This is a genomic window from Microbacterium sp. USTB-Y, from assembly GCF_023703415.1.
In the GTDB taxonomy this organism is placed as follows: Bacteria; Actinomycetota; Actinomycetes; order Actinomycetales; family Microbacteriaceae; genus Microbacterium.
Genome location: NZ_JAGMTU010000003.1, coordinates 432,658 through 455,696 on the forward strand (window position 1 = coordinate 432,658; position 23,039 = coordinate 455,696).

The 23,039-nt window shown below is 71.7% G+C and carries 22 protein-coding genes; 8 read left to right on the top strand and 14 right to left on the bottom strand.

Annotation, left to right across the window (positions count from 1 at the left end):
* Positions 1-2 precede the first annotated feature (2 nt).
* Positions 3-407: a phage holin family protein gene (locus tag J8G10_RS09240; protein WP_251443522.1), complete on the top strand. Its 405-nt coding sequence runs from the start codon at positions 3-5 to the stop codon at positions 405-407.
* 26 nt (positions 408-433) lie between these two features.
* Here J8G10_RS09240 and J8G10_RS09245 read toward each other — a convergent pair whose 3' ends face one another.
* Complete coding sequence (locus tag J8G10_RS09245) at positions 434-1,912, bottom strand: hypothetical protein (RefSeq protein WP_251443525.1); 1,479 nt, start codon at positions 1,910-1,912, stop codon at positions 434-436.
* A gap of 4 nt (positions 1,913-1,916) precedes the next feature.
* The gene (locus tag J8G10_RS09250) at positions 1,917-2,162 is read right to left on the bottom strand and encodes a hypothetical protein (RefSeq protein ID WP_251443526.1); all 246 of its coding nucleotides are present in this window, start codon (positions 2,160-2,162) and stop codon (positions 1,917-1,919) included.
* 150 nt (positions 2,163-2,312) lie between these two features.
* On the opposite strand from J8G10_RS09250, the gene J8G10_RS09255 reads away from it, so the two are divergent.
* Together J8G10_RS09255 and purB are read left to right on the top strand one after the other, a co-directional pair.
* A complete protein-coding gene (locus J8G10_RS09255; protein ID WP_251443529.1) occupies positions 2,313-2,834 on the top strand; it encodes a low molecular weight protein-tyrosine-phosphatase in 522 nt (173 codons plus the stop codon).
* 41 nt (positions 2,835-2,875) lie between these two features.
* A complete protein-coding gene (gene purB / locus J8G10_RS09260) occupies positions 2,876-4,252 on the top strand; it encodes an adenylosuccinate lyase (protein WP_251443531.1) in 1,377 nt (458 codons plus the stop codon).
* Between the two features lie 414 nt (positions 4,253-4,666).
* On the opposite strand, the gene J8G10_RS09265 is transcribed toward purB, so the two are convergent.
* The 5 genes from J8G10_RS09265 to manA form a co-directional block, all read right to left on the bottom strand.
* Positions 4,667-6,109 carry an MFS transporter gene (locus tag J8G10_RS09265; RefSeq protein WP_251443533.1) on the bottom strand — a complete coding sequence of 481 codons (1,443 nt, stop codon included), beginning with the start codon at positions 6,107-6,109 and terminating at the stop codon, positions 4,667-4,669.
* 48 nt (positions 6,110-6,157) lie between these two features.
* Positions 6,158-6,529, bottom strand: coding sequence for a hypothetical protein (locus J8G10_RS09270; protein ID WP_251443536.1), 372 nt, complete (start codon positions 6,527-6,529; stop codon positions 6,158-6,160).
* Positions 6,526-7,203, bottom strand: a complete 678-nt coding sequence (locus J8G10_RS09275) for an acyl-CoA synthetase (RefSeq protein WP_251443538.1) — start codon at positions 7,201-7,203, stop codon at positions 6,526-6,528. The genes J8G10_RS09270 and J8G10_RS09275 overlap by 4 nt, the downstream gene beginning before the upstream one ends.
* A gap of 107 nt (positions 7,204-7,310) precedes the next feature.
* Positions 7,311-8,336 carry a DMT family transporter gene (locus J8G10_RS09280; protein ID WP_251443541.1) on the bottom strand — a complete coding sequence of 342 codons (1,026 nt, stop codon included), beginning with the start codon at positions 8,334-8,336 and terminating at the stop codon, positions 7,311-7,313.
* A 253-nt stretch (positions 8,337-8,589) separates the two neighbouring features.
* Positions 8,590-9,759 carry a mannose-6-phosphate isomerase, class I gene (gene manA, locus J8G10_RS09285; RefSeq protein WP_251443544.1) on the bottom strand — a complete coding sequence of 390 codons (1,170 nt, stop codon included), beginning with the start codon at positions 9,757-9,759 and terminating at the stop codon, positions 8,590-8,592.
* A gap of 238 nt (positions 9,760-9,997) precedes the next feature.
* On the opposite strand from manA, the gene J8G10_RS09290 reads away from it, so the two are divergent.
* Entirely contained in the window at positions 9,998-11,743 is a 1,746-nt protein-coding gene (locus J8G10_RS09290; RefSeq protein WP_251443547.1) for an AMP-binding protein, read from the top strand.
* 35 nt (positions 11,744-11,778) lie between these two features.
* Here J8G10_RS09290 and J8G10_RS09295 read toward each other — a convergent pair whose 3' ends face one another.
* The 3 genes from J8G10_RS09295 to J8G10_RS09305 all read right to left on the bottom strand — a co-directional run bounded on the left by J8G10_RS09295 (position 11,779) and on the right by J8G10_RS09305 (position 15,769).
* Complete coding sequence (locus tag J8G10_RS09295) at positions 11,779-12,681, bottom strand: VOC family protein (RefSeq protein WP_251443550.1); 903 nt, start codon at positions 12,679-12,681, stop codon at positions 11,779-11,781.
* Between the two features lie 237 nt (positions 12,682-12,918).
* Positions 12,919-14,391: an MATE family efflux transporter gene (locus J8G10_RS09300; RefSeq protein WP_251443553.1), complete on the bottom strand. Its 1,473-nt coding sequence runs from the start codon at positions 14,389-14,391 to the stop codon at positions 12,919-12,921.
* Between the two features lie 373 nt (positions 14,392-14,764).
* Positions 14,765-15,769 carry an aldo/keto reductase gene (locus J8G10_RS09305; protein ID WP_251443556.1) on the bottom strand — a complete coding sequence of 335 codons (1,005 nt, stop codon included), beginning with the start codon at positions 15,767-15,769 and terminating at the stop codon, positions 14,765-14,767.
* A gap of 174 nt (positions 15,770-15,943) precedes the next feature.
* Between J8G10_RS09305 and J8G10_RS09310 the strand changes: the two genes are divergently transcribed.
* Complete coding sequence (locus J8G10_RS09310) at positions 15,944-16,834, top strand: helix-turn-helix domain-containing protein (RefSeq protein WP_251443559.1); 891 nt, start codon at positions 15,944-15,946, stop codon at positions 16,832-16,834.
* 2 nt (positions 16,835-16,836) lie between these two features.
* Here J8G10_RS09310 and J8G10_RS09315 read toward each other — a convergent pair whose 3' ends face one another.
* Genes J8G10_RS09315 through J8G10_RS09325 form a run of 3 tightly spaced genes read right to left on the bottom strand, consistent with a single transcriptional unit; the run spans position 16,837 to position 18,466 of the window.
* Positions 16,837-17,388 carry a PIN domain-containing protein gene (locus tag J8G10_RS09315; protein WP_251443562.1) on the bottom strand — a complete coding sequence of 184 codons (552 nt, stop codon included), beginning with the start codon at positions 17,386-17,388 and terminating at the stop codon, positions 16,837-16,839.
* A complete protein-coding gene (locus J8G10_RS09320) occupies positions 17,385-17,912 on the bottom strand; it encodes a helix-turn-helix domain-containing protein (RefSeq protein ID WP_251443565.1) in 528 nt (175 codons plus the stop codon). The genes J8G10_RS09315 and J8G10_RS09320 overlap by 4 nt, the downstream gene beginning before the upstream one ends.
* 53 nt (positions 17,913-17,965) lie before the next feature.
* On the bottom strand, positions 17,966-18,466 hold the full coding sequence (locus J8G10_RS09325; RefSeq protein WP_251443568.1) for a MarR family winged helix-turn-helix transcriptional regulator: 501 nt from the start codon (positions 18,464-18,466) through the stop codon (positions 17,966-17,968).
* A gap of 53 nt (positions 18,467-18,519) precedes the next feature.
* On the opposite strand from J8G10_RS09325, the gene J8G10_RS09330 reads away from it, so the two are divergent.
* The 3 genes from J8G10_RS09330 (at position 18,520) to J8G10_RS09340 (ending at position 20,452) form a co-directional block, all read left to right on the top strand.
* Positions 18,520-19,230, top strand: a complete 711-nt coding sequence (locus tag J8G10_RS09330) for a hypothetical protein (protein ID WP_251443571.1) — start codon at positions 18,520-18,522, stop codon at positions 19,228-19,230.
* Positions 19,227-19,952 (top strand): SDR family NAD(P)-dependent oxidoreductase, encoded by a 726-nt coding sequence (locus J8G10_RS09335; RefSeq protein WP_251443574.1) that lies wholly within the window; start codon positions 19,227-19,229, stop codon positions 19,950-19,952. Before J8G10_RS09330 ends, J8G10_RS09335 begins: the two co-directional genes overlap by 4 nt.
* Positions 19,953-20,086: 134 nt before the next feature.
* Entirely contained in the window at positions 20,087-20,452 is a 366-nt protein-coding gene (locus tag J8G10_RS09340) for a Fe-S protein (protein WP_251443577.1), read from the top strand.
* 220 nt (positions 20,453-20,672) lie between these two features.
* On the opposite strand, the gene J8G10_RS09345 is transcribed toward J8G10_RS09340, so the two are convergent.
* Entirely contained in the window at positions 20,673-23,009 is a 2,337-nt protein-coding gene (locus J8G10_RS09345; RefSeq protein WP_251443580.1) for a cation-translocating P-type ATPase, read from the bottom strand.
* Positions 23,010-23,039: the final 30 nt, after the last annotated feature.

The window sequence follows — 23,039 nt, forward strand, 5'->3', positions numbered from 1 at the left end:
CCATGAGGTTTCTCATCCGCGTCGTCGTGAACGCCTTCGCCATCTGGGTCGTGAGCCTGATCACCATCCTCGAGGTCACGGTCACCCCGTACCCGCCGGGCGGCCAGATCCCCCTGGTGGTCACCCTGCTCGCGATCGGTGCGGTCTTCGCGATCGTGAACACGATCGTCGGCACCGTGGTGAAGGTGGTCGCGATACCGCTGTACATCCTCACCCTCGGGCTGATCTCGCTCGTCATCAACGGGTTCCTGCTCTGGCTCACCTCCTGGATCACCGGCTTCTGGGGATGGGGGCTGGCGGTCGGCGGTTTCGGCTGGACGATCGTGGCGGCCTTCCTCATCGCCGTCATCAACGCGATCTTCAACGCGATCCTGCGCCCGCAGCGCCAGCGCGACCGGGATCGCTGAGGATTCACGAGGCGCTCTCCCGCTCGTCATCCCGACTCCGTCACCCGTGTCGCGGTGAAGTCCGTGGAGTCGATCAGGCTCGCGCCGTCATAGGCCGCGAATCGGTCACGGATCGCCGTCATGCGCGGGTCCCCGGACTGCTCGGCCCTCTGCACGGTCTCGCGGTACTCCCCGAACCGATGCGCGGGCATGCCCGCGTCGATGCCGTGACCCGGCACAGCCGCGCGCGTGATCACCACGCTCTGCGCCGACCCGGATCCGTCCGGCCTCCCGCCTCCCGCGAGACCGGCCACCGGATCGTCGGTGTGCCGTACGGCGACGTGCATCACGTCGCCGGGCAGCGCGGGTTCGACCGGCGAGCCGATCGTGTAGACACCCTGCACGGTGAACGCGCCGGACTGTGCGATCAGGTCGACGTTCATGCCGCCCTGCGAGTAGCCGACGAGGTCGACGGGCGTCTTCTCGTCCACGCCCGAGGCCCGGAGGGCGGCGACCGTGGCTTTGTACGAGTCGGACTCCTCGCGCCGGAGATACGCCTGCACGTTCGACCGCATGTCCCAGGGCTCCGTATCCGGCCGCCCCGGCCGCGTGCCGTCGACGTAGGCCACCACGCGGGCCGAGCCGTCCGCCAGGACGTACCTCTCGACGCGCACCTGCGGCCCCTCGCCGAAGGGGATCCGGCTGATCGCGTCGCTCAGGGAAGCCGGGGCCGCAGGAACCGGCAGAGCACCGGCGGCCGTCGATCCGCCGGCGAGCCGCCCCGGGCGGGACGTGAGGAGCAGGTCCCCGGGACGCGGCCCCACGGCACCCCGGCCCGGTGCGCCCGGTCCGGCGAGCCCGTCGACGAACACGACGCCCGGTGTCGGCTCGAGCGGTGCGCGCGGCGTCTGCCCGAGGCCCGGCGCCAGCAGCATCAGCAGAAGCAGGGCGCCCTGGGAAATACCGGCCTCGGTCGCGCCCCCGGTCAGGAGGGCCACCCGCACGGCGGGGCTCAGCGCCGCGAGCAGGTCGCCCGCGGTTCCCTGCATCTCGGAGAGCGGGGCTCCCGGCACGGCGGCGAACCCGTCGAAGACAGCGCGCGCCCATCCCTCCCGCAGTTCGCGCTGCATCTGCACCAGTCCCGGATTGCGTGCGAGGAGCTCGTCGATGCGGTGCAGGGATCCCTTCACGAGCTCCGGATCCGCCGGACCCGGCATCTGACGCCACGCGCGCAGCTCGGCGATCTCGAAGACGTCCGCCATGGTCGCCGTCGCGCTCGCGACCTCGTCGAGCGCGGAGTCGATCGCGTCGAGACGCCCCGTGGCCGCCCACACCGCTCCGAGGCCCCCGAGCGGCAGCCGGGCGGCGAGCCCGGACGCCTCGACGAGCACGGGGATCTCGAGCAGTTCCTCCCGCGCGACCTGCACCGCCGCGGCATCAGCTCGCACCCGGCCGGCCATCGCCCGCAGCCCGTCGGGGTCGACCGCGACGATCCCGCCGTGGGTGATCTCCACCTCTCCGCCCACGCCGTCACCCCGCCCGCAGCCCGGACTCGATCGATTCCAGGAGATCGACCACCCCCGTGAGCTCGTGCTGTTGCTCGGTGCACCGGTCGAGCATCAGCTCGATCGCACGAGCCTTCCAGGCGCAGTCGACGACGAGCGCACGTAGATCGGCGAGCACGCGGTTGAGCCGATCGCGGGCGCTCAGGCAGCGCAGCAGCGCCTCGGCGAGCATCCAGGATCCTTCGGCGGTGGCGGGGGCGACGGTCGGCATGGCATCCACACTGCGCTCCGGCGCAGCGTCCCGGGGCGCGGCGGCCGCACTCCGTGCACTCCTCCGGGGCCTTCCGCGCTGTGCAGGACGACCACCGTGCGAGCCCCTCCCCGCACTCGGGCGGCCGGCGCGGTGCGGCACAATGGAGCCATGACCGAGTCGGACCCGTTCCGCGTGATCTTCGTGTGCACGGGCAACATCTGCCGGTCCCCCATGGCGGAGGTCGTCTTCCGCGACATCGCCGCAGCACAGGGTCTCGGCGACCGCATCGTCTCGACGAGCGCGGGCACCGGCGACTGGCACGTCGGCGAGCAGGCGGATCGCCGCACGATCGATGCCCTCGCCCGCCGCGGCTACGACGGTTCGGCACACCGCGCCCGGCAGTTCACCTACGACGACTTCGCCGAGAACGACCTGGTCGTCGCCCTGGACCGCACGCACGAGCGGATCCTGCGGCAGTGGGCGCGCGATGAGTCCGAGGAGGGCAAGGTGACCCTGCTGCTCTCCTTCGAGCACCACGGCGCCTCGTTCGAGCACCAGGGCGCGCTGGACGTGCCCGACCCCTACTACGCGGACGCCCCGGTGTTCGACGAGGTGCTCGGTATGATCGAGAGCGCGAGCCACGGCCTGTTCCGCCAGCTCGAACCCGCCATCCGACCGCCGCGTCCGTGACACCGGCGGCCCGGATCCACGACTCTTCCCGGAGGACCCCCGTGACCGCCTCGCTCCCCGTCCAGCCCCTCAGCCCGCTCGACGGCCGCTACCGCGCCGCTGTCGCCGGCCTCGCCGACTACCTGTCCGAGGCGGGCCTGAACCGCGCCCGCGTCGAGGTCGAGGTGGAGTGGCTGATCGCCCTCACCGACCGCTCGCTGTTCGGCACCGCCCCTCTCGCCGACGCCGACAAGGAGCGCCTGCGCGGCCTCTACCGCGACTTCGGTCAGGCCGAGATCGACTGGCTCGCCGAGAAGGAGGCGGTGACCCGCCACGACGTGAAGGCCGTGGAGTACCTCGTCCGCGACCGCCTGTCCGCCCTGGGCCTGGACGCGATCGCCGAGCTGACGCACTTCGCCTGCACGAGCGAGGACATCAACTCCGCCTCGTACGCGCTGACCGTCAAGCGCGCGGTCGAGCGGGTGTGGCTGCCCGCCCTGCAGGACGTGATCGCCAAGCTCCGCGAACTCGCGGTCGAGCACGCCGACGCCGCGATGCTGTCCCGCACGCACGGCCAGCCCGCGACGCCCTCCACCATGGGCAAGGAGCTCGCCGTCTTCGCCTGGCGCCTGGAGCGCGTCGTCTCCCGGATCCAGGGATCCGAGTACCTGGCGAAGTTCTCCGGCGCGACGGGCACCTGGTCGGCGCACCTCGCCGCCGAGCCCTCCGTGGACTGGCCGGAGCTGGCGCGCGAGTACATCGAGGGCCTGGGGATCGACTTCAACATCCTCACGACCCAGATCGAGTCGCACGACTGGCAGGTCGAGCTGTACGACCACGTGCGTCACGCGGGCGGGATCCTGCACAACCTCGCGACCGACATCTGGACGTACATCTCGCTGGGCTACTTCGCGCAGATCCCCGTCGCCGGCGCGACCGGATCCTCGACCATGCCGCACAAGATCAACCCGATCCGCTTCGAGAACGCCGAGGCGAACCTCGAGCTGTCCGGCGCCCTGCTGAACTCGCTCTCGCAGACCCTCGTCACGAGCCGCCTGCAGCGCGACCTCACCGACTCGACGACGCAGCGCAACATCGGCGTCGCCTTCGGGCACTCGCTGCTCGCGCTGGACAACCTGCGCCGGGGCCTGAACGAGATCTCGCTCTCGCGGGACGTGCTGCTCGCCGACCTCGACACCAACTGGGAGGTGCTCGGCGAGGCGATCCAGACGGTGATCCGCGCGGAGGTCGTCGCCGGCCGCTCCACGATCCAGGATCCCTACGCGCTGCTCAAGGAGCTGACCCGCGGTCACCGCGTGGGCGCGGCCGAGCTCGCCGAGTTCGTGCAGGGGCTGGAGATCGGCGACGCCGCCAAGCAGCGCCTGCTCGCGCTGACCCCGGCGACCTACGTCGGGCTCGCCGAGACCCTGGCGAAGTAGCCGCGCTGGCCGCGTTCACACTGTTCGGTGGTTGAGGCCGCGCAATTCAGGCCCGGCCTCGGAGAACCCGCCGTTCCGCGCCTGGAACGGCGGGTTCTCATGTTTCTGACCTGAATTGTGCGGGGAGGGTCGACGTAAGGCCTACCGCAACCGAGTGAAACGGGCCGAAACCGGGCTGACCCGGGCTGTGGCCGCGAGCCAGCACCGGGCCGAAACGGCAAGCCCGGACCGCACGACCGGGCGCACGGACAGGACGACCGGACGAACGGACCGGACGACCCGGGCGCACGGACCGGACGACCCGGGCGCACGGACCGGGCGCACGGACCGGACGACCCGGGCGCACAGACCGCACGACCCGGGCGCACAGACCGGGGGACCGGGCGCACGCACCGGGCCGGGACCGCCCGGGGTTCAGGCCTCGGCCGGCACCGCCGCGGGCGCGCCGGAGTACTCGCCGGCGCGGTCCTTCGGCATCGCGAAGATGGCGATCAGCATGAGCGCGGCCGTCACCGCGGCCGCGACGAACACCCACGTCGACGCATGCACGACCGTAGCCGGATCCGCCGATCCCCCGCCGGCGGCCATCACCGCGTTGGAGATCGCGCCGTAGACGGCGACGCCGACGGCTGCTCCGGCCGACCGGGCGAACGTGTTCATGCCGGTGACCGCGCCGCGCTCTCCCCAGCCCACCGACGCCTGCGCCACGATGAGCGTGGGCGCCGCCGTCCAGCCGAGGCCGAATCCGATCACGAACGCGACCGCGGCGAGCGAGAACGCGTTGGGGTACGGGCCGATCAGCGCGAGCCCGAGTGCGCCGATCGTCGCGATCGCGGATCCGATGAGGGCCGTGAAGCGGAATCCGCGGCGCAGATACAGCCGGCCCGCGTTGGCTGCCGAGAGCGGCCAGCCCAGGGTCATGGCGGCGACCGCCAGTCCGGACAGCAGCGGGACGACACCGATCGACCCCTCGAGGTAGGCCGGCGCGAAGCTCGTCACGCCGGTCAGCAGCGCGCCGATCGCGAACGACGCGAGGGTCGTGGTGAGGATCAGCCGGCTCGAGATCAGGCGGAAGTCGATGATCGGCTCGGCCGCGCGGCGCTCCACGAGCGCGAACACGACGATCGCGGCCGCCCCTCCGACGAAGCAGATGAGGCTCTGCGGCGACAGCCACGCCCAGGCGTTGCCGCCCTCGAGCACGCCGAGGATGATGCCGGTCAGCCCGAGGGTGAGCAGCGCCGCCCCGACGTAGTCGATCCGGTGCCGTCGGCGCTCTGCCTGCTCGTGGAAGTGCCGCAGCAGCATCCATCCCGCGATGAGGCACAGCGGGACGTTGATGAAGAAGATCAGCCGCCACATGTCGAGCTGCGCGAACACGCCGCCGAGGGCGGGGCCGACGACCGAGCTGATCGCCCACACGCTGGCGATGTAGCCCTGCACGATCGCCCGCTCGGACACGGTGTAGATGTCGCCGACGATCGTCATCGCCATGGGGCCCACGGCACCGGCGCCGAGGCCCTGCACGAGGCGGAACAGGATGAGCGAGGGCATGCTCCAGGCGAAGCCGCAGAGGATGGATCCGAGCAGGAACAGCGCGATCCCGATGAGGATGATCGGCTTGCGGCCGACGGTGTCGGCGAGCTTCGAGTAGATCGGCACGCTCACCGCCTGCGCGAGCAGGTAGACCGAGAACAGCCACGGGAACTGCTGGTAGCTGCCCAGATCGTGCACGACGCTGGGAACAGCCGTCGCGAGGATGGTGGCGTCCATCGCGATGAGGCCCGTGGCCAGCATCAGCGAGAGCAGCACGGGGCCGCGCTCGGAACGGAATCCCACAGAGGCGCGGTCGACGGTCATGCTCACCTTCGGGTCAAGGCTCGACCGGCCCGCGCTATTCCCCGCGGCTCAGATCTGCGGCGCGTCGCCCGAGGCGCTGCCGGCGTCTGCGGCACCGTTCGCGGGTGCATCCCCGTCGTCGGTCTTGTCGTAGAGCACGGGGCGGTCGTGCGGCTTGGTGAAGTCCGCGGGGTCGACCGCGAGGATCAGGATCGACAGGATCAGCAGTGCGGCGATGAAGATGCCGCCGGTGACGATGAAGGCGAGGTTCCACGGCGGGATGCCCGCGTAGGTGCCCTTGTCGACCATGCGCATCACCTTGTCGGTGAACGCGCCCGTCGCGATCAGCGTGACCATCCCGGCGAAGACGCCGCACAGCAGCGACAGCCCGATCAGCTGCACCGGCCGGAACAGATCCCTGCGCCTGGTGTTCTCGGTCATGCGGATCCTTCGTTCTCGGCCGGCGCCGTCCCGGCGGCGGCGGTTTCTGCACCCGCGTCGATGGAGGTGCGGGAGCGCGGGCTGAGACCCGCGATACCCAGGAACACCGCGACGACCGCGGCATAGGCGCCGAAGATCCCCACGGCGAGGGTGATGCCGGTCAGGGTGAACGACCCCGCCTCGGCGATCGAGTAACGCAGCGCGTAGGTCGTCGGCACGCACAGCAGTCCGACGGCGAGAGCCAGCCCCAGGGATCCGACGAGGATCGCGTCGCGGGCGCCGTCGGCGACCACGGCCGGAGCGTCGCCGGTGCGCGCGAGGCGGCGGGCGCGGATGCCCGCGATGAGCTCGATGAGCCCGGTCAGTGCGCCCCAGGCGATCACCATCACGAAGAACATCGGGGTGGAGCGCCAGGCGGGCACACCGCCGGCCATGCCGGTGAGGATCGACACCGCGGCGAGCAGGATGAACGGCCAGCGCCAGCCCGAAGGCGCCATCAGCCAGGCGCTGAGGATGTGGATGAGCGCGGTGACCAGAGCGAATCCGCTGAACACCGCCAGTCCCACGGTCGCCGAGTGGTCCGCCGAGAACGTGATCATGAGGGCCGCGACCGCGGCGAGGGCGGCGCGCGCGAGCTGCACCTGACGCAGCGTGAGCGTGCGAGTGGCTGACATGACGGATCCTCGGGTCCTGTGCTTGGGGCGAGCACGCCGCAATGGCATCGCGGGCTCGGCGCCGCCACGGCGTGTCGGGCGGACCCGTCCAGTCTACGCGCGGGATCCTAGGCGCCCGCTCGGGGCGCCGCCTCCCGTCCCTCCGGCTCCGGATCCTGAGTTGGCCCCTCCCCGCGATCGTCCGTCGCCCCGTCGTCGCCCGGCTCGCCCGCCGCCGGATCCTCTGCCCCGGGGTCCTCGGCCGCGCCGCCGTCGGCGCGCCGGGGCTGCAGCTCGCTGAGCAGGGTGCCGGCGATGATGAGCCCGGCCCCGAGGATCGCGAGCGGGGGGATCCTCTCCCCCGCGATCCGTCCGACGACGCCGGCCCACACCGGCTCTCCCGTGTAGATGATGGTGGCGCGGGTCGCCGACACGGAGCGCTGCGCCCAGTTCATGGTGAGCTGGATGAGCCCGCTCGCCAGCCCCATGGCGAGCCCCGCGATCAGCCAGACGGGGTCGAAGGCGGGGATCGGCTCTCCGGCCAGCGGCATCGTCGCGAACCCCAGCACCGAGGCGGTGAGCAGCTGCACCACGGTGAGCCGTCCGACGTCGAACCGCCCGCCGAAGAGGCTGATCAGGATGATCTCGCCGGCGATCGGCAGCGTGCTGATGAGCGTGAGAATCTCGCCCGTGCCGAGCTGGATCCCCCGGGATCCGATCCCGGCGACCAGCAGCAGGCCGACGAACGCGAGTCCTGCGCCGACCAGCGTGAGCGCGCGGGGCGGCTTGCGCAGCACGAGCCACTGCAGCAGCGGCACGAGCGGCACGTAGAACGCCGTCATGAACGCGCTGGTCGAGGAGTCGATGGTCTGGAGGCCAGCCGTCTGCAGACCGTAGCCGCCGTAGATGGCCGCGCCGATCGCGGCGCCCGCGCCGAGCTCGCGCCAGGACATGCCCCGCAGCGACCGCCAGAAGATCGCGGCGGCGAAGAGCCCGGCCGCGAGGAAGCGGAACCCGACGAAGAACCACGGCCCGGAGTGCTGCATCGCGGTGTGCACGACGAGGAACGTGCCGCCCCAGATCATCGTGATCCCGACGAGCGCCCACTCCTGGACGGACAGCCCGAGCACACGACGGGCGACGGAGCTGTTCACGGTAATACGCTACCGGGCGCTCCGCCTCAGGTCATGGCGCCGACGACGCCAGCGCACGACGAGGCACCCGCGAAACCGAACCCGAGTCCCGAGACCGCGGTTCGTTTCGTCGGTCTCGGGACGGAGGTTCGGTCTCGCGGGAGCGCGGGCGCGGGGCGCCGGGGGCGCGGCGCGGGAGCGCGGCGCGGGGCGCGGGGCGCGGGGCGCGGGGCGCGGGGCGCGGGGCGCGCGGGGCGGGGCGCGCGGGAGCGACTCAGACGGCGGTCGCGATCCAGAGGCGGCCGGATCCGGTGATCCGCACCTGCGCCGGGCGGGTGACGAACACCGCGGCGCCGCGCGCGACGGCGACCTCCGCGCCCTCCGCGCCCTCCGCGCCCTCCGCGGCGAGGGCGAAGGAGCCGTCCGTGGCGATCGCGATCGACGGGCCAGCGAGGGCGACGTCCGCGGCACCGGTGACGGCGAGCAGCTCGAACGGCACGTCCGCTCCCGACGCATGGATCCGCGGGCGGTAGCTGCGCACGCCCTCCGCGATCTCGACGGGCAGGAGGTGGTCGTCCTCCGAGGCGGTGAACGTCAGCACCTTCTCCAGTTCGGCGGTGTCGACGTGCTTCGGGGTGAGTCCGCCACGCAGCACGTTGTCGCTCGGCCCCATGAGCTCGACGCCCGCGCCGCGCAGGTAGGCGTGGATGTTGCCCGCCGGCAGCCACAACGACTCCCCCGCTGCCAGCGTGACATGGCGCAGCATGAGCGCGACCGCGATGCCCGGATCCCCGGGGTAGGCCGCCGCGAGACGGGTGATCAGCTCGAAACGCTCCTCGCCCACGGCCGCGGCGACCAGAGCGGCGACCGCGAGATCCACATCGGCGCCGCCGCCCAGCAGCCAGGAGAACCCGGCGCGCAGCCCGTCGGGACCGGCCAGTGCGGCGCGCCACGGCGCGAGCGCATCGGATCCCGCGCGGGCGGCGAGCTCGTCGACATCGACGAGGATCTCCGCGACCGAACGGAAGCCGCACAGCGCCTCGAAGCCGTCCTCGAGCGCGACGATCAGCTCCGGCTTGGCATACGGGTCCTTGTAGTTGCGGTGCGACGCCTCGAGCGGGATGCCCCGGTCGTTCTCATCCGCGAAGCCGGCGGCCGCCTGGGCCGGCGTGGGATGCGCCTGCAGGGACAGCGGGCCCGCCGAGACGAGGATCTTCAGCAGGAACGGCAGCCGGGCGCCGGCCTGCCGCTCCCAGTCCAGGAGGGTCGCCCACGGCGCGTCGCCGACCGTGCGGGCCGGGGATCCGGGGTGCGCGCCGAGCCACAGCTCCGCCTCGGGGCCGCCCGTGCCCGCGGCGCCCAGCACTCCGGCCACGCCGTCGACCCTTCCCCAGGCGTAGTCGCGCGGCGTGTTGGCGATCTCGACGAACAGGGGCTCGGACATGCTGCTCCGATCGGTGGATGGCGGGGACGCACGCCAGCGTATTGCACCCCGCCCCGGATCCTGTCGGCCGGACGCCGATCGCACAATTCAGGCTCGTTTCCCGCCACCGGCCCGGATCCGGCCCTGTCCGGCCTCTGAGCGGGATCCAACCTGAATTGCGCGACGGCCTCGCCGAGCACGAGCGCTTCCCGTGGCCCGGACGCTCCCCGAAACGGTCCGGAGCGACGAAGATGGCTCCATGAGCCAGCCCCGTGCCGCCACCGCGGCGACCTCCGCGATCCGCTCCGCCCGCGACCTGCTGCTCGCGCATGCGAACGACTACACCCGGGCGCGCGCCGTCTTCCACTGGCCCGAGCTGCGCACCTTCAACTTCGCGCTGGAGTGGTTCGACGTGGTGGCCGGCGAGACGCCGAACCGCCCGGCCGTGCAGATCGTGTCCGCCGATCTCACCAGCCGGACCTGGACGTACGGAGAGCTGGCGCGGCGGTCCGACCAGGTGGCGAACTGGCTGCACGGGCTCGGGATCCGCCGCGGCGACCATGTGATCGTGATGCTCGGCAACACGATCGACCTGTGGGAGACCATGCTCGGTCTCACCAAGCTCGGCGCGGTCGCGATCCCGACCTCGACGCTGCTCTCGCCCGCGGATCTGGCCTACCGGGCGGAGAAGGGCGAGGCCCGCGGCATCGTGACCCTCGGATCCCTCGCGGACCGCGTCGCCGGCCTGCCCGCCGGCATCGTGCGCATCGCCGTGCCCGATGCCCCCGGTGCGCCCGCACCCGACGGCTGGCACGACTTCGCCGACTCCCACGGCGCCTCGGACGACTTCGAGCCCGACGGCCCCACCCCCGCGGGCGATACCAGCCTGCTCTACTTCACCTCGGGAACCACGAGCCGGCCCAAGCTCGTGCAGCACACGCACGTCTCCTACCCGGTCGGGCACCTCTCGACCATGTGGTGGCTGGGCGTGCGCGAGGGCGACGTGCACCTCAACATCTCCTCGCCGGGCTGGGCGAAGCACGCATGGTCGAGCTTCTACTCGCCGTTCCTCGCCGAGGCCACCGTGTTCGTCTACAACTACGACCGCTTCGACGCGAACACCCTCATGGAGGTCATGGAGCAGCACCATGTCACGACCTTCTGCGCACCGCCGACCGTCTGGCGGATGCTGATCCAGGCCGACCTGGGCCGGCTCCCGCACCCGCCGCGTGAGCTCGTCGGCGCGGGTGAGCCGCTGAACCCCGAGGTGATCGGGCGCGTGCGCGACGCCTGGGGCGGCACCATCCGCGACGGCTTCGGGCAGACCGAGATGACCGCCTGCGTGGGCAACTCGCCGGGGCAGGTCGTGAAGGACGGATCCATGGGTCGCCCGCTGCCCGGGTATCCGGTGGTCCTCGTGGATCCGGTCACGGGCGCCCGCGTCGACGGCGATGCCGACGGCGTGGCCGAGGGCGAGATCTGCCTCGACCTCGCCGAGCGCCCGCTCGGGCTCATGGCCGGGTACTACGCGGATCCCGAGGCGACCGCACGCTCGCGCGAGGGCGGCTTCCACCACACGGGCGACATCGCCACCCGCGACGCCGAGGGGTACCTGACCTATGTCGGCCGTGCGGACGACGTGTTCAAGGCATCCGACTACAAGATCTCGCCGTTCGAGCTCGAGTCGGTGCTGCTCGAGCACCCCGACGTGGTGGAGGCGGCCGTCGTGCCGAGCCCGGATCCGACCCGCCTCGCGGTGCCGAAGGCGTACGTGCTGCTGACGGCGGCCGCGCACGACGACCTCACGGCGACCGCGGGCTCGATCTTCGCCTATGCGCGCGGCCAGCTCTCCCCGCACCTGTGGGTGCGCATCATCGAGTTCGTGCCGGAGCTGCCCAAGACGATCTCGGGCAAGATCCGCCGGGTGGACCTGCGCGCCCGCGAGGCCGAGCGCATCGCGAACGGCGACGAGTCCGGTCAGCACCACGACCGCGACCACCGCTGAGGCTCAGCCGTCGGATCGGGACGCGCGGATCCGGCTCAGAGATCGGCGATGACGATGCGCCCCATCCGCATGAGGTGCTCGTAGGCGTTCGGCCGCTGCATCAGCTCGCCGAGGTTCGCCGGCACGACCTGCCAGCTCACGCCGAAGCGGTCGACGAGCCAGCCGCACTGCTCGGCCTCGGGCACGGCGCTCAGCGCGTCCCAGATCCGGTCGAGCTCGTCCTGCCCGTCGCAGTCGACCTGCAGTGAGAACCCGGGTGTGAACGTGAAATCCCGGTCGACCGGAGAGTCGAAGGCCGCGAAGCGCTGCCCGGCGAGCTGGAACTCGGAGTAGACGATCGGCTCGTCGATGTGCGGGGATTCGGTGACGGGGTACTCGACCTGGCGGGTGATGCCCGCGGGCGGCATCAGCTCGCCGTACAGCGCGATCGCCTCCAGCGACCTGTTCCGCACGGGTCCGCCGAACACGAGCATCGGAGTGATCAGCGGCGCGGGCTCGGCGTCCCGATCCATCAGCTTCAGCTGCCAGCTCACCCCGTAGCGGTCCTCGACCCAGCCGTACAGGCCGCTGAAGAAGTACTCGCCGATGTCCATGAGCACGAGGCCGTCCTCGGCGAGCCGCGTCCAGGTGCGGTTGATCCAGGCGCGGGCGGCATCATCGCCACCGAAGCGGCGCGGATCCACGCTCACCAGGAAGGACGTCGCCGGGTTCGGGGCGAACTCGGATCCGGCGTTGATGAGAGTGATCCGATAGCCGTCGATCGACACGTCGACGGTGAGCGCCTGCCCGGCGAACGCGCGCTGGAACTCCGGCAGACCGTGGTCGGGGTAGCGCGCGACGACCCGCGAGGTGGTGCGGTCGAACACCGAGGCGTAGAAGACCCCCGCCTCCTCGGCGGTGTGGTCGCACCAGATGTTGGGGGTGATCCGCTGGGTCATTGGGGAAGCTCCTCGCACGCCGATGGTCCCGCCAGATCTCCAGAGTGCGCGACCCCGCTCCCCCACCGCAAGCGCCTGGCGGACATCCGTCGCTCGCCGTCGTGATTCCGCCCGTCGATCGCGCGCCGGCGCCCGCCGTCGCCCCGGCTCGCGGCACCGGTGCAACCCCCGGCGGCCGGCAGCCGCGCGACGAGCTCCTCGCCCCGGCACCGCGACCCCGCGGTCAGGCGTGCAGCGTCAGCGGCGTCCGACCTTGAGGCGCGCCCTTCTCCTCACCACGGGAACGGGGGCGGTGAAGACCCCGTCGACCACCATGGATCCGTCGGTCGGACCGACCACGGGGATCGCCGTGGTCGGGGTGACCTCCACGGGGTCGACCGGCATGGCGGCGAGCTGCCGGTGCGCCTTCACGTACGCGGGGATGAGCAGCGCGGCGGCGCCGAACCACGCGAGCGGATTGCTCAGCGCGACGCCGGGGTACCCGATGAGCGCTCCCAGCACGACGGCGGCGCCGACGCGCATCACGAGCTCGATCACTCCGGTGATGGTCGGGATCAGGGTGTGGCCGAGCCCCTGCAGCACGCCGCGCAGCACGAACAGCACGCCCAGCGCGGTGTAGGTGAACCCGTTGATCAGGAGCATGAGCGCGGCCAGACGCACGACCTCGTCGGATCCGTCTCCGATGAAGACCCGCACCATCGAGGATCCGAAGAGCACCAGCAGCGCGCCGAGCACGACCGCGGTGATCACGGCCATCCAGATCGCCTGGGTCACGCCGCGGCGGATGCGGTCGGGGCGGCGTCCGCCCAGGTTCTGCGCGGCGTACATCGACGCGGCGAGCCCGATCGACGAGAGGAACGCCACGGCGATGCTGTCCACCCGGGACGCCGTCGTGTAGGCGGCGACCGCGTCGGCGCCGAGCATGTTCAGCGCCACCTGCACCGTGATGGTGCCGATCGCGATGATCGAGGCCTGGAATCCCATCGGGAGTCCGAGGCGCAGGTGCTCCGCGATGTCGGCACGGGTCACCCGCCAGTCGGCGCGGTGCACGTGCAGGACGGGCAGCTTGCGCCACACGTACACGAGACAGAGCGCGACCGAGACGCCTTGGGCCACGACGGTGGCCCAGGCGGCCCCTGCGACGCCCCACTCGAACGTGCCGACCATGAGGATCACGAGCACGATGTTCAGCGCGCAGGAGACCGTGAGGAAGACCAGGGGCGTCCGCGAGTCGCCGATCGCCCTGATGACCGCCGAGAGGTAGTTGAAGAACATCACGGTGCTGCCGCCGATGAAGGTCACCTGCGTGAACACCGTTGCCTCCGGGAGCAGCGCCTCGGGCGTCTGCAGCAGCCGGAGCAGCGGTTCGGTGACCAGCGGGGCGCCGATCGTGATGACGATGCTGGTGGCGGCGGTGAGCAGCGTGCCGGTGGCGACCGAACGCCGCACCGCGGCGTGGTCCCCCGCGCCGAACGACTGCGCGGTCGGGATGGCGAAACCGCTCGACAGACCCCAGGCGAAGCCGATGAGGAGGAAGATCAGGCTGCCCGTCGCGCCCACGGCCGCCAGCGAGTCCACGCCGAGGTGGCGTCCGACCACGATCGCATCGGCGAACTGGTACAGCTGCTGGACGACGTTGCCGATCAGCAGAGGGACGGCGAACGCGAGGATGACGCGCCAGGGGCGGCCTGTGATCAGGGAGACGGCCATGAGGAGACTCTTCGGGCGAGGATCGGCGGGGGACGAAGCAAGGCTCCCCGTGATCGGTCACGGCGAGCCGTCTCCATCGTATCGAATCGATTCGGAGAAGCGAAGAGAACATCCGATCTTTTTCCAGGATCGGCGGGCGCCGCGGCGGTCGCATGGTCCCGCTCCGTTCCCGTCGCCCGCCCTTCCGTTCCCGTCGCAAATAATGTCGTTCGGCAGCGCCCTGAGCGACATTTTTTGCGACGGGAACAGAGCGGGGCGGGCAGACCGGGTGTCCGACCGCCGGTGCCGCGGGCGGGGGCCGGCGCCGGAGGCCGGCTGTGGCCGGCCGGGGGCGTCGCCGGCCACAGCCGCAGGTCGGCCGCCCGCGCGATCCTCAGCGACCCACGTAGGAGAACTGCGCCGCGTTGTAGCGATCGCCGGCGACGCCGAGGCGGGCCGCGAGGGAATCGAGGTCGGCGCGTTCGTCGGCCGACAGCGCGACCGCGGTGGATCCGGCGTTCTCCGCGATGCGCGCGGTGCGCCGGGTGCCCGGGATGGGCACGATCCACGGCTGCTGCGCGAGCAGCCAGGCCAGGGCGATCTGCCCGGGCGTCGCCCCCTTGGCAGCGGCGAGCGCCGCGACGTGATCCACGAGACGCTGGTTCGCCGCGCGGTTGTCGGCGGTGTACCGCGGGATGGTGGCGCGGATGTCCCCCTCGGCGAACGACGCCTCCGCCGAGACCGTACCCGTGAGGAAGCCCTTGCCGAGTGGGCTGAACGGCACGAACCCGATGCCGAGCTCGGCGAGCGCCGGCAGCACCTCGGCCTCCGGATCCCGCGTCCACAGGGAGTACTCGCTCTGCACGGCGGTCACGGGGAACACGGCGTGCGCGCGGCGGATCGTGGCGGCCGATGCCTCGGACATGCCGAAGTGGCGCACCTTGCCCTCTCGCACGAGCTCGCCCACGGTGCCCGCGACGTCCTCGATCGGCACGGCCGGATCCACCCGGTGCTGGTAGAAGAGGTCGATCACGTCGGTGCGCAGCCGTCGGAGCGAGGCCTCGGCGACCCGGCGGATCTGCTCCGGGCGGCTGTCGACCCCGGTGTAGCGGCCGTCCTCCTCGATGTGCCAGCCGAACTTCGTGGCGATGACGACCTGGTCCCGGACGGGCTCGAGCGCTTCGCCGACGAGCTCCTCGTTGACGTAGGGCCCGTAGACCTCCGCGGTGTCGATGAGGGTGACGCCGTGGTCCAGTGCCGAACGCAGCACGCCGATCATGTCCTCCCGGCTGCCGGGATTCGGACCGTAGCTCTGCGACATCCCCATCGCGCCGAGGCCGATCGCGGAGACCTGGAGGCCCGCGCCGTCGAGACCGTGTCCGAGTGTGCGCGTGTGCATGCGCCTCTCCTTCCGTCGCTGCCGGCCGGCGCGTCGAGCAGCCCTGCCGGATCCCGCTCCGGCGGATCCGGAGCACGTCCAGTCGACTCCGATTCCCCCGCGGGCACCAGACCCGGATGTTCCGGGTACTGCCAGTGCCTGGCACCGCCCGATCGCGGCGCGTACCGTCGAGGCATGGACGATCGCGGGCGGGACGCCAGGGCTGAGGTGCAGGACTTCCTCACGTCCCGGCGCGCACGGCTGTCTCCCGAGCAGGCCGGGCTTCCCGCATACGGGCGGTTCCGCAGGGTTCCCGGGCTCCGTCGCGAGGAGGTCGCGCTGCTCGCGGGCGTCAGCGTGGACTACTACATCCGCATCGAGCGCGGCGACCTCACCCGCGCCTCCGACACGGTGCTCGCGGCCATCGCCGGAGCGCTGCAGCTGGACGAGGCCGAGACGGCCCACCTGTTCGACCTCGCCCGCGGCTCCGGCCGCGTCACGCGCCCGGGCCTCGCAGCCCCGGTGCGGGCCGCGGCCCTCCGCCCGAGCGTGCTGCGGATGATCGACGCCATCGTCGATGCGCCGGCGATCGTGCGCGGCGGCGGTTTCGACTATCTCGGCGCGAACCGCCTGGGCCGGGCGCTCTACGCCCCGCTGTTCGCGCACGAGCGGCCGAACAGCCTGCGCTTCGCCTTCCTGGACCCTGTGGCGCGCACCTTCTACCGCGAGTGGGATCAGGTCGTGCAGGATCTGGTCGCGACTCTGCACGCCGAGGTCGGACGGCACCCGGCGGATCCCGCGCTCGCGTCGATCGTCGATGAGCTGTCGGACTGCTCGGACGAGTTCCGCACACTGTGGGCGGCGCACAACGTGCGCTTCCACCGCACCGGGATCAAGCGCCTGCATCACCCGGTCGTCGGCGACCTGGACCTCACCTACGAGGGCCTGGACCTTTCCGCCGACCCGGGCGTGATGATGGCCGTGTACACGGCGGAGCCCGGATCCGGGTCGGCGGACGCTCTGCGGATGCTGGCGAGCTGGGCCGCGACCGACGAGGAGGAACGGCTCCGCGCGCGCGACCTCTGAGCTCAGTAGAGCTTCGACCGGACGGCATCCACGAACTTCGGCACCCCGGAGCGAGCGAGCGCGAGCAGGAAGCCATCGACGGTCATCGCCGGGGAATCGTACCCGTCGACGAGTTCGACCAGGGTGCGGAGAGTCGGTGCGCGATAGAGGTCGAGCTGATCCAGAAGAAAGGCATCGGGGTGGACTACTTCGAGATCAAACGGCTCGACGGAATCCGTCGGGAAGTCCTTCACATTGAAGGTCACAAGCACTTCGGCGCTGCCTCGGACCGCGGCTGCGAGCACATGACGATCCTTCTTGTCATTGGTCATCGTCGGCACCAGATCGCCGTAGCCGGTAACCAGCGCATCAGCGAAGTAGTGCTCCATCGTGCTGACGCGCTTCTCAACGAGCGCAGGATCCTCGCCGTTCTTGACCAGGTTCTTCGCGAGTTCGAAAAGCACATCCCTCGACCACAGTGGCCGAAACAGCCCGCGATCAGCGAGTTCGAGGATGAAGTCGTTGAGCAGCGCCCCGTAGAGGGCGTTGGTGTCGAAGAACGCCGGAAAGCTCACTCAGCGTTCAGCTCCGCACGACGCTCCACATCCGCGGGGTTACCGACTTGAATCTTCGCGCCGAGACTGGCACGGTGCAGCTCGCGCAATGCGGCTCGGCGCTCAGCACGGAAGGTCGCCTGGTAGGCGACCAAGTCCTCCAGTTGGACACGACGGTGACGGCCGGGCTTGTCGTACGCGATCTCGCCGGCCTCCAGGAGTCGGACCAGCGTCGGGCGACTGATTCCCAAGAAATCCGCGGCCTGTTGCGTCGTCATGGACATGCCCTGCGGCACTATCGTGATGCCCTCACCCGCCGCGAGCGCGTTCGTCACCTGGTCGAGGATGCGAAAGATCTCATCCGGGATGGGACGGGCATCGCCCTGAGGATCGACGAGCGCAGCCTTGGACGAACTCTGCACGAGGAAGACCTCGAGCTCGCGCATCAACTCGGCAAAATCGAGAATCTCCTCGCGAGCGTCCGCCTCAGGGAGGTAGGTCTGCGCCTTTCGGGCACCGCGTGGCACGCCAGTTGAGGTACTCATAGCAACCAACCTACTCGAACAAAACGAAAAAATCGAACATTCGGGACTCGTCGCTACGCCCGGTCCTCGCGCCGCGCCCCCTCGGCACGGGGGTGATCGGCGAACCCGCGGTGCACGTCGGGGTCGATGCCGTGCGCGGCGGCGAGCCGGGCGACGAGGGCGGCGAACGCCTCGCGCTCGGCGGGATCGAGGGGCCCGAGGATGTCGGCGTTCTGCTGCTCGGCCGCCGTGCGCAGCCCCTGCAGCGCGGCGCGCCCCGCGTCGGTGAGATCGAGCCGGTGGTGACGACGGTCGTCGGGATCGCGGGTGCGGGAGACGAGTCCGGCGTGCTCGAGGGCGTCGACGAGCACCACCACGCGACTGGGCACGGCCCCGAGGCGGTCGGCGAGCGCGCGCTGGCTGAGACCGGGACTGCGCGCCAGGATGCGCAGCGCACCGGCAGTCGCCGGGGTGAGGCCGGCCGGCTTGACGAGCTCGGCGAAGCGCGCGGCGGCGAAGGATCCGAGCTGCGAGAGGAGGAAGCCCGTGCGCTCGGGGCGGCGAGGGGTGTCCATCACCTCAGCTTAGTCCCTTGACAGAATGATTCATACCATGCATCGTTTGTTGTATGACCGATTCTTCGCAGCGCCCCCGTCGCCCTGGTGGACCTCCCCTGGGCCCGCTCGCGATCGTGACGTTCGCCCTCACGATCGCCGGCGTCGTCACCCTCATCGCGGGCACCGGATCCGCTCCCGCGCCGTTCGCACCGGCCGGCGACGTCGCGGCCTGGTACGCGGCGCACGCGCTGCCGATCCGCATCGCGGCGACGCTGCAGCTCGGCGCGGCCGTGCCGCTGGGGATCCTCGCCGCCTCCGTCTACGCGCGGCAGCTCCGGCTCGGCGTGCGGGTGCCCGGACCGGTGATCGGACTGTACGGCGGCATCGCGGCCTCGCTGCTGCTGCTCCTCTCGGCCCTCGTGACCTGGTCGCTCGCCTCCGGATCCTCCCTCGGGGATCCGGGCTCCGTCGCGGCGCTCGGCCGCCTCGCGTTCGGGCTCGGCGGCGTCGGATACGCGGTGGGCATGGGCCTGCTCATCGCGGGCATCGCCGTCCCCGCCTACATCCTGCGCCTCCTGCCGCGGTGGCTCGCCCTCGCGGGGCTCGTCATCGCCGCCGCGGGCGAGGTGTCGTTCCTCTCGCTCGTGCTGGATCCGCTGCAGGTCCTTCTTCCGATCGTCCGGTTCGGCGGCGGCGCCTGGCTCATCGCCGCGGCGTTCCTCCTCCCCCGCGATCGCCCTCGCCGCGATCCGCGCCTGGCAGGCCGGGAGGACAGGTCATGAGCTGTGCGATCGTGGTCGGCGCGAACGGGGGGATCGGCGGAGCGGTCGCACGGCGGCTCGCCGGCGAAGGGCACCGGATGCTCCTCGTGGCACGCCGGGCGGAGCCGCTCGACGCCCTCGCCGCGGAGCTGCGGACGACCGGGGTCGACGTGGCCGCGGGCGCCTTCGACGCCTCGATGGAGGGCGCGCTCGAGGAGTTCCTCTCCCGCGAAGCCCCCGATGGAATCCAGGTCGCCGTCAACAACCTCGGCGTCGCGCACCTGCCGCGCCCGCTCGGTGCGATCGACGATGCCGAGCTGGAGCACGTGCTCACGGTGGACCTCCTGGGGCTGGCGCGGTGCCTGCGGGCCGAGCTCGCCGTCATCGGCGACGGCGGGGCGATCGTGAACGTCTCGTCCACCGCGGGCATCGGCGGGGCTCCGGGGATGTCGGCCTATGCGGCCGCCAAGCACGGCGTGGTCGGACTGACCCGCACCACGGCCCTCGACGAGGCCGCTGGCGGCGTGCGGGTCAACGCCGTAGCCCCCGGCCCGATCGCCTCGGGCCGCGTGCTCACCCAGCCCGCGGAGGTGCGGGAGCACATCGGCCGGTTCGTGCCGATGCAGCGGATGGGGCGCCCCGAGGAGGTCGCGGAGGCGATCGCCTGGCTCGCGTCGCCGGCCGCCTCGTTCGTCACCGGCGCGGTCCTGCCCGTCGACGGCGGGAAGACCGCCGCGGCCTGACCCACAGACCGCTCCTCGTCGTCACCCGCTGCGCGGGGTTCCTTCGGCGCGCCCGATCCCCCTGCCGGATCCACCCACCCGCTGGATCCGCTCTGCCCGAATCCCTCCCCGTCCGATCCGAAACGGAGACACCCATGGATCCTCTGTCCCTGCTGCGCGAGTTCCTCGTGCTCGTGCACCTCGTGGGCTTCGCCCTGCTGCTCGGCGGCTGGGCCGCCCAGGCCGTGCGCCGGCGCTACGTCACCACGACCCTGTTCCGCACCGGGCTGGGGGTCATGATCGCGTCGGGCCTGATCCTCGCGATCCCCTTCCCCGCCGGGGCGCACCTGGACTACATCAAGCTCGGCGTGAAGCTCCTCGTCGCCCTGGCGATCGGCGGCGCGTTCGGCGTCGTCATCACCCGCGAGCGCGCGGGCCGACCGACCGCGGGGGCCTTCTGGACGATCGGTGCGCTTGCGGTGCTGAATGCGGGCATCGCGATCTTCTGGCACGGCGCCTGACGCCCTCGGTCGAACTCGAGGCACGCGGGCCCGGCGGCCCGCAACCCGACGACTTCGCACGGAGATGTACGCGTTCTTCGGATCCGTTCTCTGGATCCGTCCGAAGAAGGCGCACATCTCCGCCGCAAAGTACCGGGCTGCCCCGTCCGGGAGCGACTCAGAGGCCCCGGGTCGAACCCGTCGCAGCGCCCGGCTCAGCGGAACCGGCGCAGCCTGCGGCTCAGCGGAACCGGCGCAGCCTCAGGCTGTTGCCCACCACGAAGACGCTCGAGAACGCCATGGCGGCTCCGGCCAGCATGGGGTTCAGCAGTCCCAGCGCGGCGATCGGGACCGCCGCGACGTTGTACGCGAAGGCCCAGAACAGGTTCGTCTTGATCGTGCCGAGCGTGCGGCGGGAGAGCCGGATCGCGTCGGCCGCCGTGCGCAGGTCGCCGCGCACGAGCGTGATGTCGCTCGCCTCGATCGCGACGTCGGCGCCCGTGCCCATCGCCATGCCGAGGTCGGCCGTGGCGAGCGCGGGGGCGTCGTTCACGCCGTCGCCCACCATCGCGACGACGCGCCCCTCGCCCTGAAGCCGAGCGATCACGTCGACCTTGCCCTCGGGGAGCACCTCCGCTGACACCACGTCGATGCCCACCTCCGCGGCGATCCGGCGGGCGACCGCCTCGTTGTCTCCCGTGAGCAGGATCGGGGTGAGTCCGAGCCGCTTGAGCGCGGCGACGGCCTCGGCGCTCGTCGGCTTCACCGTGTCGGCGATCACGACGACGCCGCGGGCGGATCCGTCCCAGCCGACCGCGATGACGGTCTTGCCGCCGCCCTCGGCCTCGGCCTTGGCCGCCGCGACCCGCGGGCTCAGGTGCTGCGCCCAGTCCGCGAGCAGGGCCTCCCGCCCGACGAGCACGGCGTGACCGTCGACGACGCCCTGCACGCCGCGACCCGGGATGTTCTCGAAGGACTCGACGGGCGGAACCGGTCCCGCACCCGCCGCCGCACGGGCCACGGCCTGCGCGATCGGGTGCTCGGAGGCGGCCTCGACGGCGCCCGCCAGACGCAGCAGCTCGGCGGGATCCGTACCGTCCTCGACGATGACGTCGGTGACCTCCATCCGGCCGCTCGTCACCGTCCCGGTCTTGTCGAGCACGATCGTGTCGACCTTGCGGGTGGACTCCAGCACCTCCGGACCCTTGATCAGGATCCCGAGCTGCGCACCGCGACCGGTCCCGACGAGCAACGCCGTGGGGGTCGCCAGGCCGAGGGCGCACGGGCATGCGATCACGAGCACCGCCACCGCGGCCGTGAACGCCGCCGTCGCGGGGAACCCCGCGCCGAGCCAGGCCCCGAGCGTCACCACGGCGATCGCGATCACGATCGGCACGAACACTCCGCTGATCCGGTCCGCGAGGCGCTGCACCTCGGCCTTGCCGGTCTGCGCATCCTCGACGAGGCGCGCCATCTGCGCGAGCTGCGTGTCGGATCCGATCCGCGTGGCACGCACGACGAGGCGCCCGCCCGCGTTGACCGTGGCTCCGGCCACGGCATCGCCCGCGCCGACCTCGACGGGCACGGACTCGCCGGTGAGCATCGAGGCGTCGACCGCCGACGTCCCGGAGACGATGACGCCGTCGGTCGCGATCTTCTCCCCCGGTCGCACCACGAACTCGTCGCCGACGACGAGCTGCGCGATCGGGATCCGCACCTCCTCGGTCCGCACGGCGGTCTGCGCCGACGCACTCCCCGCGTCCGAACCCGCGCCCCCGGGCACCGCGCCCGCGTCCGCCGCCTCCGGGGCAGCGCCCCCGGCCCCTGCGCCCGCCGAAGCGCGCAGCACCGCCACGTCCTTGGCGCCGAGTTCGAGCAGCGCGCGCAGCGCCGCTCCCGCCCGCCGCTTGGAGCGCTTCTCGAAGTACCGTCCGGCCAGGATGAACACGGTCACGCCCGCACCCACCTCGAGGTAGATGTTGCTGCTGCCGTCACCGGCCTGCAGAGCGAACGAGAACTCGTGCCGCATGCCCGGCATGCCGGCCGTGCCGAGGAAGAGGGCGTACAGCGACCAGCCGAAAGCGGCCAGCGTCCCCATCGAGATGAGGGTGTCCATGGTCGCGGCGCCGTGGCGCAGGTTCAGCCAGGCGGCGCGGTGGAACGGCCAGGCGCCCCACACGATCACCGGCGCGGCGAGCGCGAGCGAGGCCCATTGCCAGTTGGTGAACTGCAGCGCCGGGATCATCGCCATCGCGATGACGGGCACGGCCAGCACCGCGCTGACGACGAGACGGGTGCGCAGGGAGCGCAGCTCGGGGTCGTCCGCCGTAGGGGCATCGCCGGCCGGCGGCTCCGCGACCGGCGGCGCGGGGAGCACCGCGGAGTAGCCGATGTCCTCGACCTGTGCGATGAGCGTCGCGGGGTCGAAGCCGTCCGGCAGGTCGACCCTCGCCTTCTCGGTCGCGTAGTTCACCGTGGCGGTGACGCCGTCGATCCGGTTGAGCGTCTTCTCGATGCGGTTGGCGCAGGAGGCGCACGTCATCCCGCCGATCTCGAGCTCCACGCTGTTCGCGTTCATGGGTGCATCTCCTTCCGGGGTCGGTCGGCT

Excerpts from the sequence above, each read along its gene's own strand:
- J8G10_RS09310 (WP_251443559.1), top strand. The coding sequence starts at position 15,944 with ATGGACGATCGCGGGCGGGACGCCAGGGCTGAGGTGCAGGACTTCCTC.
- J8G10_RS09325 (WP_251443568.1), bottom strand. The coding sequence starts at position 18,466 with ATGGACACCCCTCGCCGCCCCGAGCGCACGGGCTTCCTCCTCTCGCAG.
- J8G10_RS09295 (WP_251443550.1), bottom strand. The coding sequence starts at position 12,681 with ATGACCCAGCGGATCACCCCCAACATCTGGTGCGACCACACCGCCGAG.
- J8G10_RS09330 (WP_251443571.1), top strand. The coding sequence starts at position 18,520 with ATGACCGATTCTTCGCAGCGCCCCCGTCGCCCTGGTGGACCTCCCCTG.
- J8G10_RS09290 (WP_251443547.1), top strand. The coding sequence starts at position 9,998 with ATGAGCCAGCCCCGTGCCGCCACCGCGGCGACCTCCGCGATCCGCTCC.
- J8G10_RS09300 (WP_251443553.1), bottom strand. The coding sequence starts at position 14,391 with ATGGCCGTCTCCCTGATCACAGGCCGCCCCTGGCGCGTCATCCTCGCG.
- J8G10_RS09240 (WP_251443522.1), top strand. The coding sequence starts at position 3 with ATGAGGTTTCTCATCCGCGTCGTCGTGAACGCCTTCGCCATCTGGGTC.
- J8G10_RS09335 (WP_251443574.1), top strand. The coding sequence starts at position 19,227 with ATGAGCTGTGCGATCGTGGTCGGCGCGAACGGGGGGATCGGCGGAGCG.
- manA (WP_251443544.1), bottom strand. The coding sequence starts at position 9,759 with ATGTCCGAGCCCCTGTTCGTCGAGATCGCCAACACGCCGCGCGACTAC.
- J8G10_RS09275 (WP_251443538.1), bottom strand. The coding sequence starts at position 7,203 with ATGTCAGCCACTCGCACGCTCACGCTGCGTCAGGTGCAGCTCGCGCGC.
- J8G10_RS09340 (WP_251443577.1), top strand. The coding sequence starts at position 20,087 with ATGGATCCTCTGTCCCTGCTGCGCGAGTTCCTCGTGCTCGTGCACCTC.
- J8G10_RS09255 (WP_251443529.1), top strand. The coding sequence starts at position 2,313 with ATGACCGAGTCGGACCCGTTCCGCGTGATCTTCGTGTGCACGGGCAAC.
- J8G10_RS09250 (WP_251443526.1), bottom strand. The coding sequence starts at position 2,162 with ATGCCGACCGTCGCCCCCGCCACCGCCGAAGGATCCTGGATGCTCGCC.
- J8G10_RS09265 (WP_251443533.1), bottom strand. The coding sequence starts at position 6,109 with ATGACCGTCGACCGCGCCTCTGTGGGATTCCGTTCCGAGCGCGGCCCC.
- J8G10_RS09345 (WP_251443580.1), bottom strand. The coding sequence starts at position 23,009 with ATGAACGCGAACAGCGTGGAGCTCGAGATCGGCGGGATGACGTGCGCC.
- J8G10_RS09270 (WP_251443536.1), bottom strand. The coding sequence starts at position 6,529 with ATGACCGAGAACACCAGGCGCAGGGATCTGTTCCGGCCGGTGCAGCTG.
- J8G10_RS09320 (WP_251443565.1), bottom strand. The coding sequence starts at position 17,912 with ATGAGTACCTCAACTGGCGTGCCACGCGGTGCCCGAAAGGCGCAGACC.
- J8G10_RS09305 (WP_251443556.1), bottom strand. The coding sequence starts at position 15,769 with ATGCACACGCGCACACTCGGACACGGTCTCGACGGCGCGGGCCTCCAG.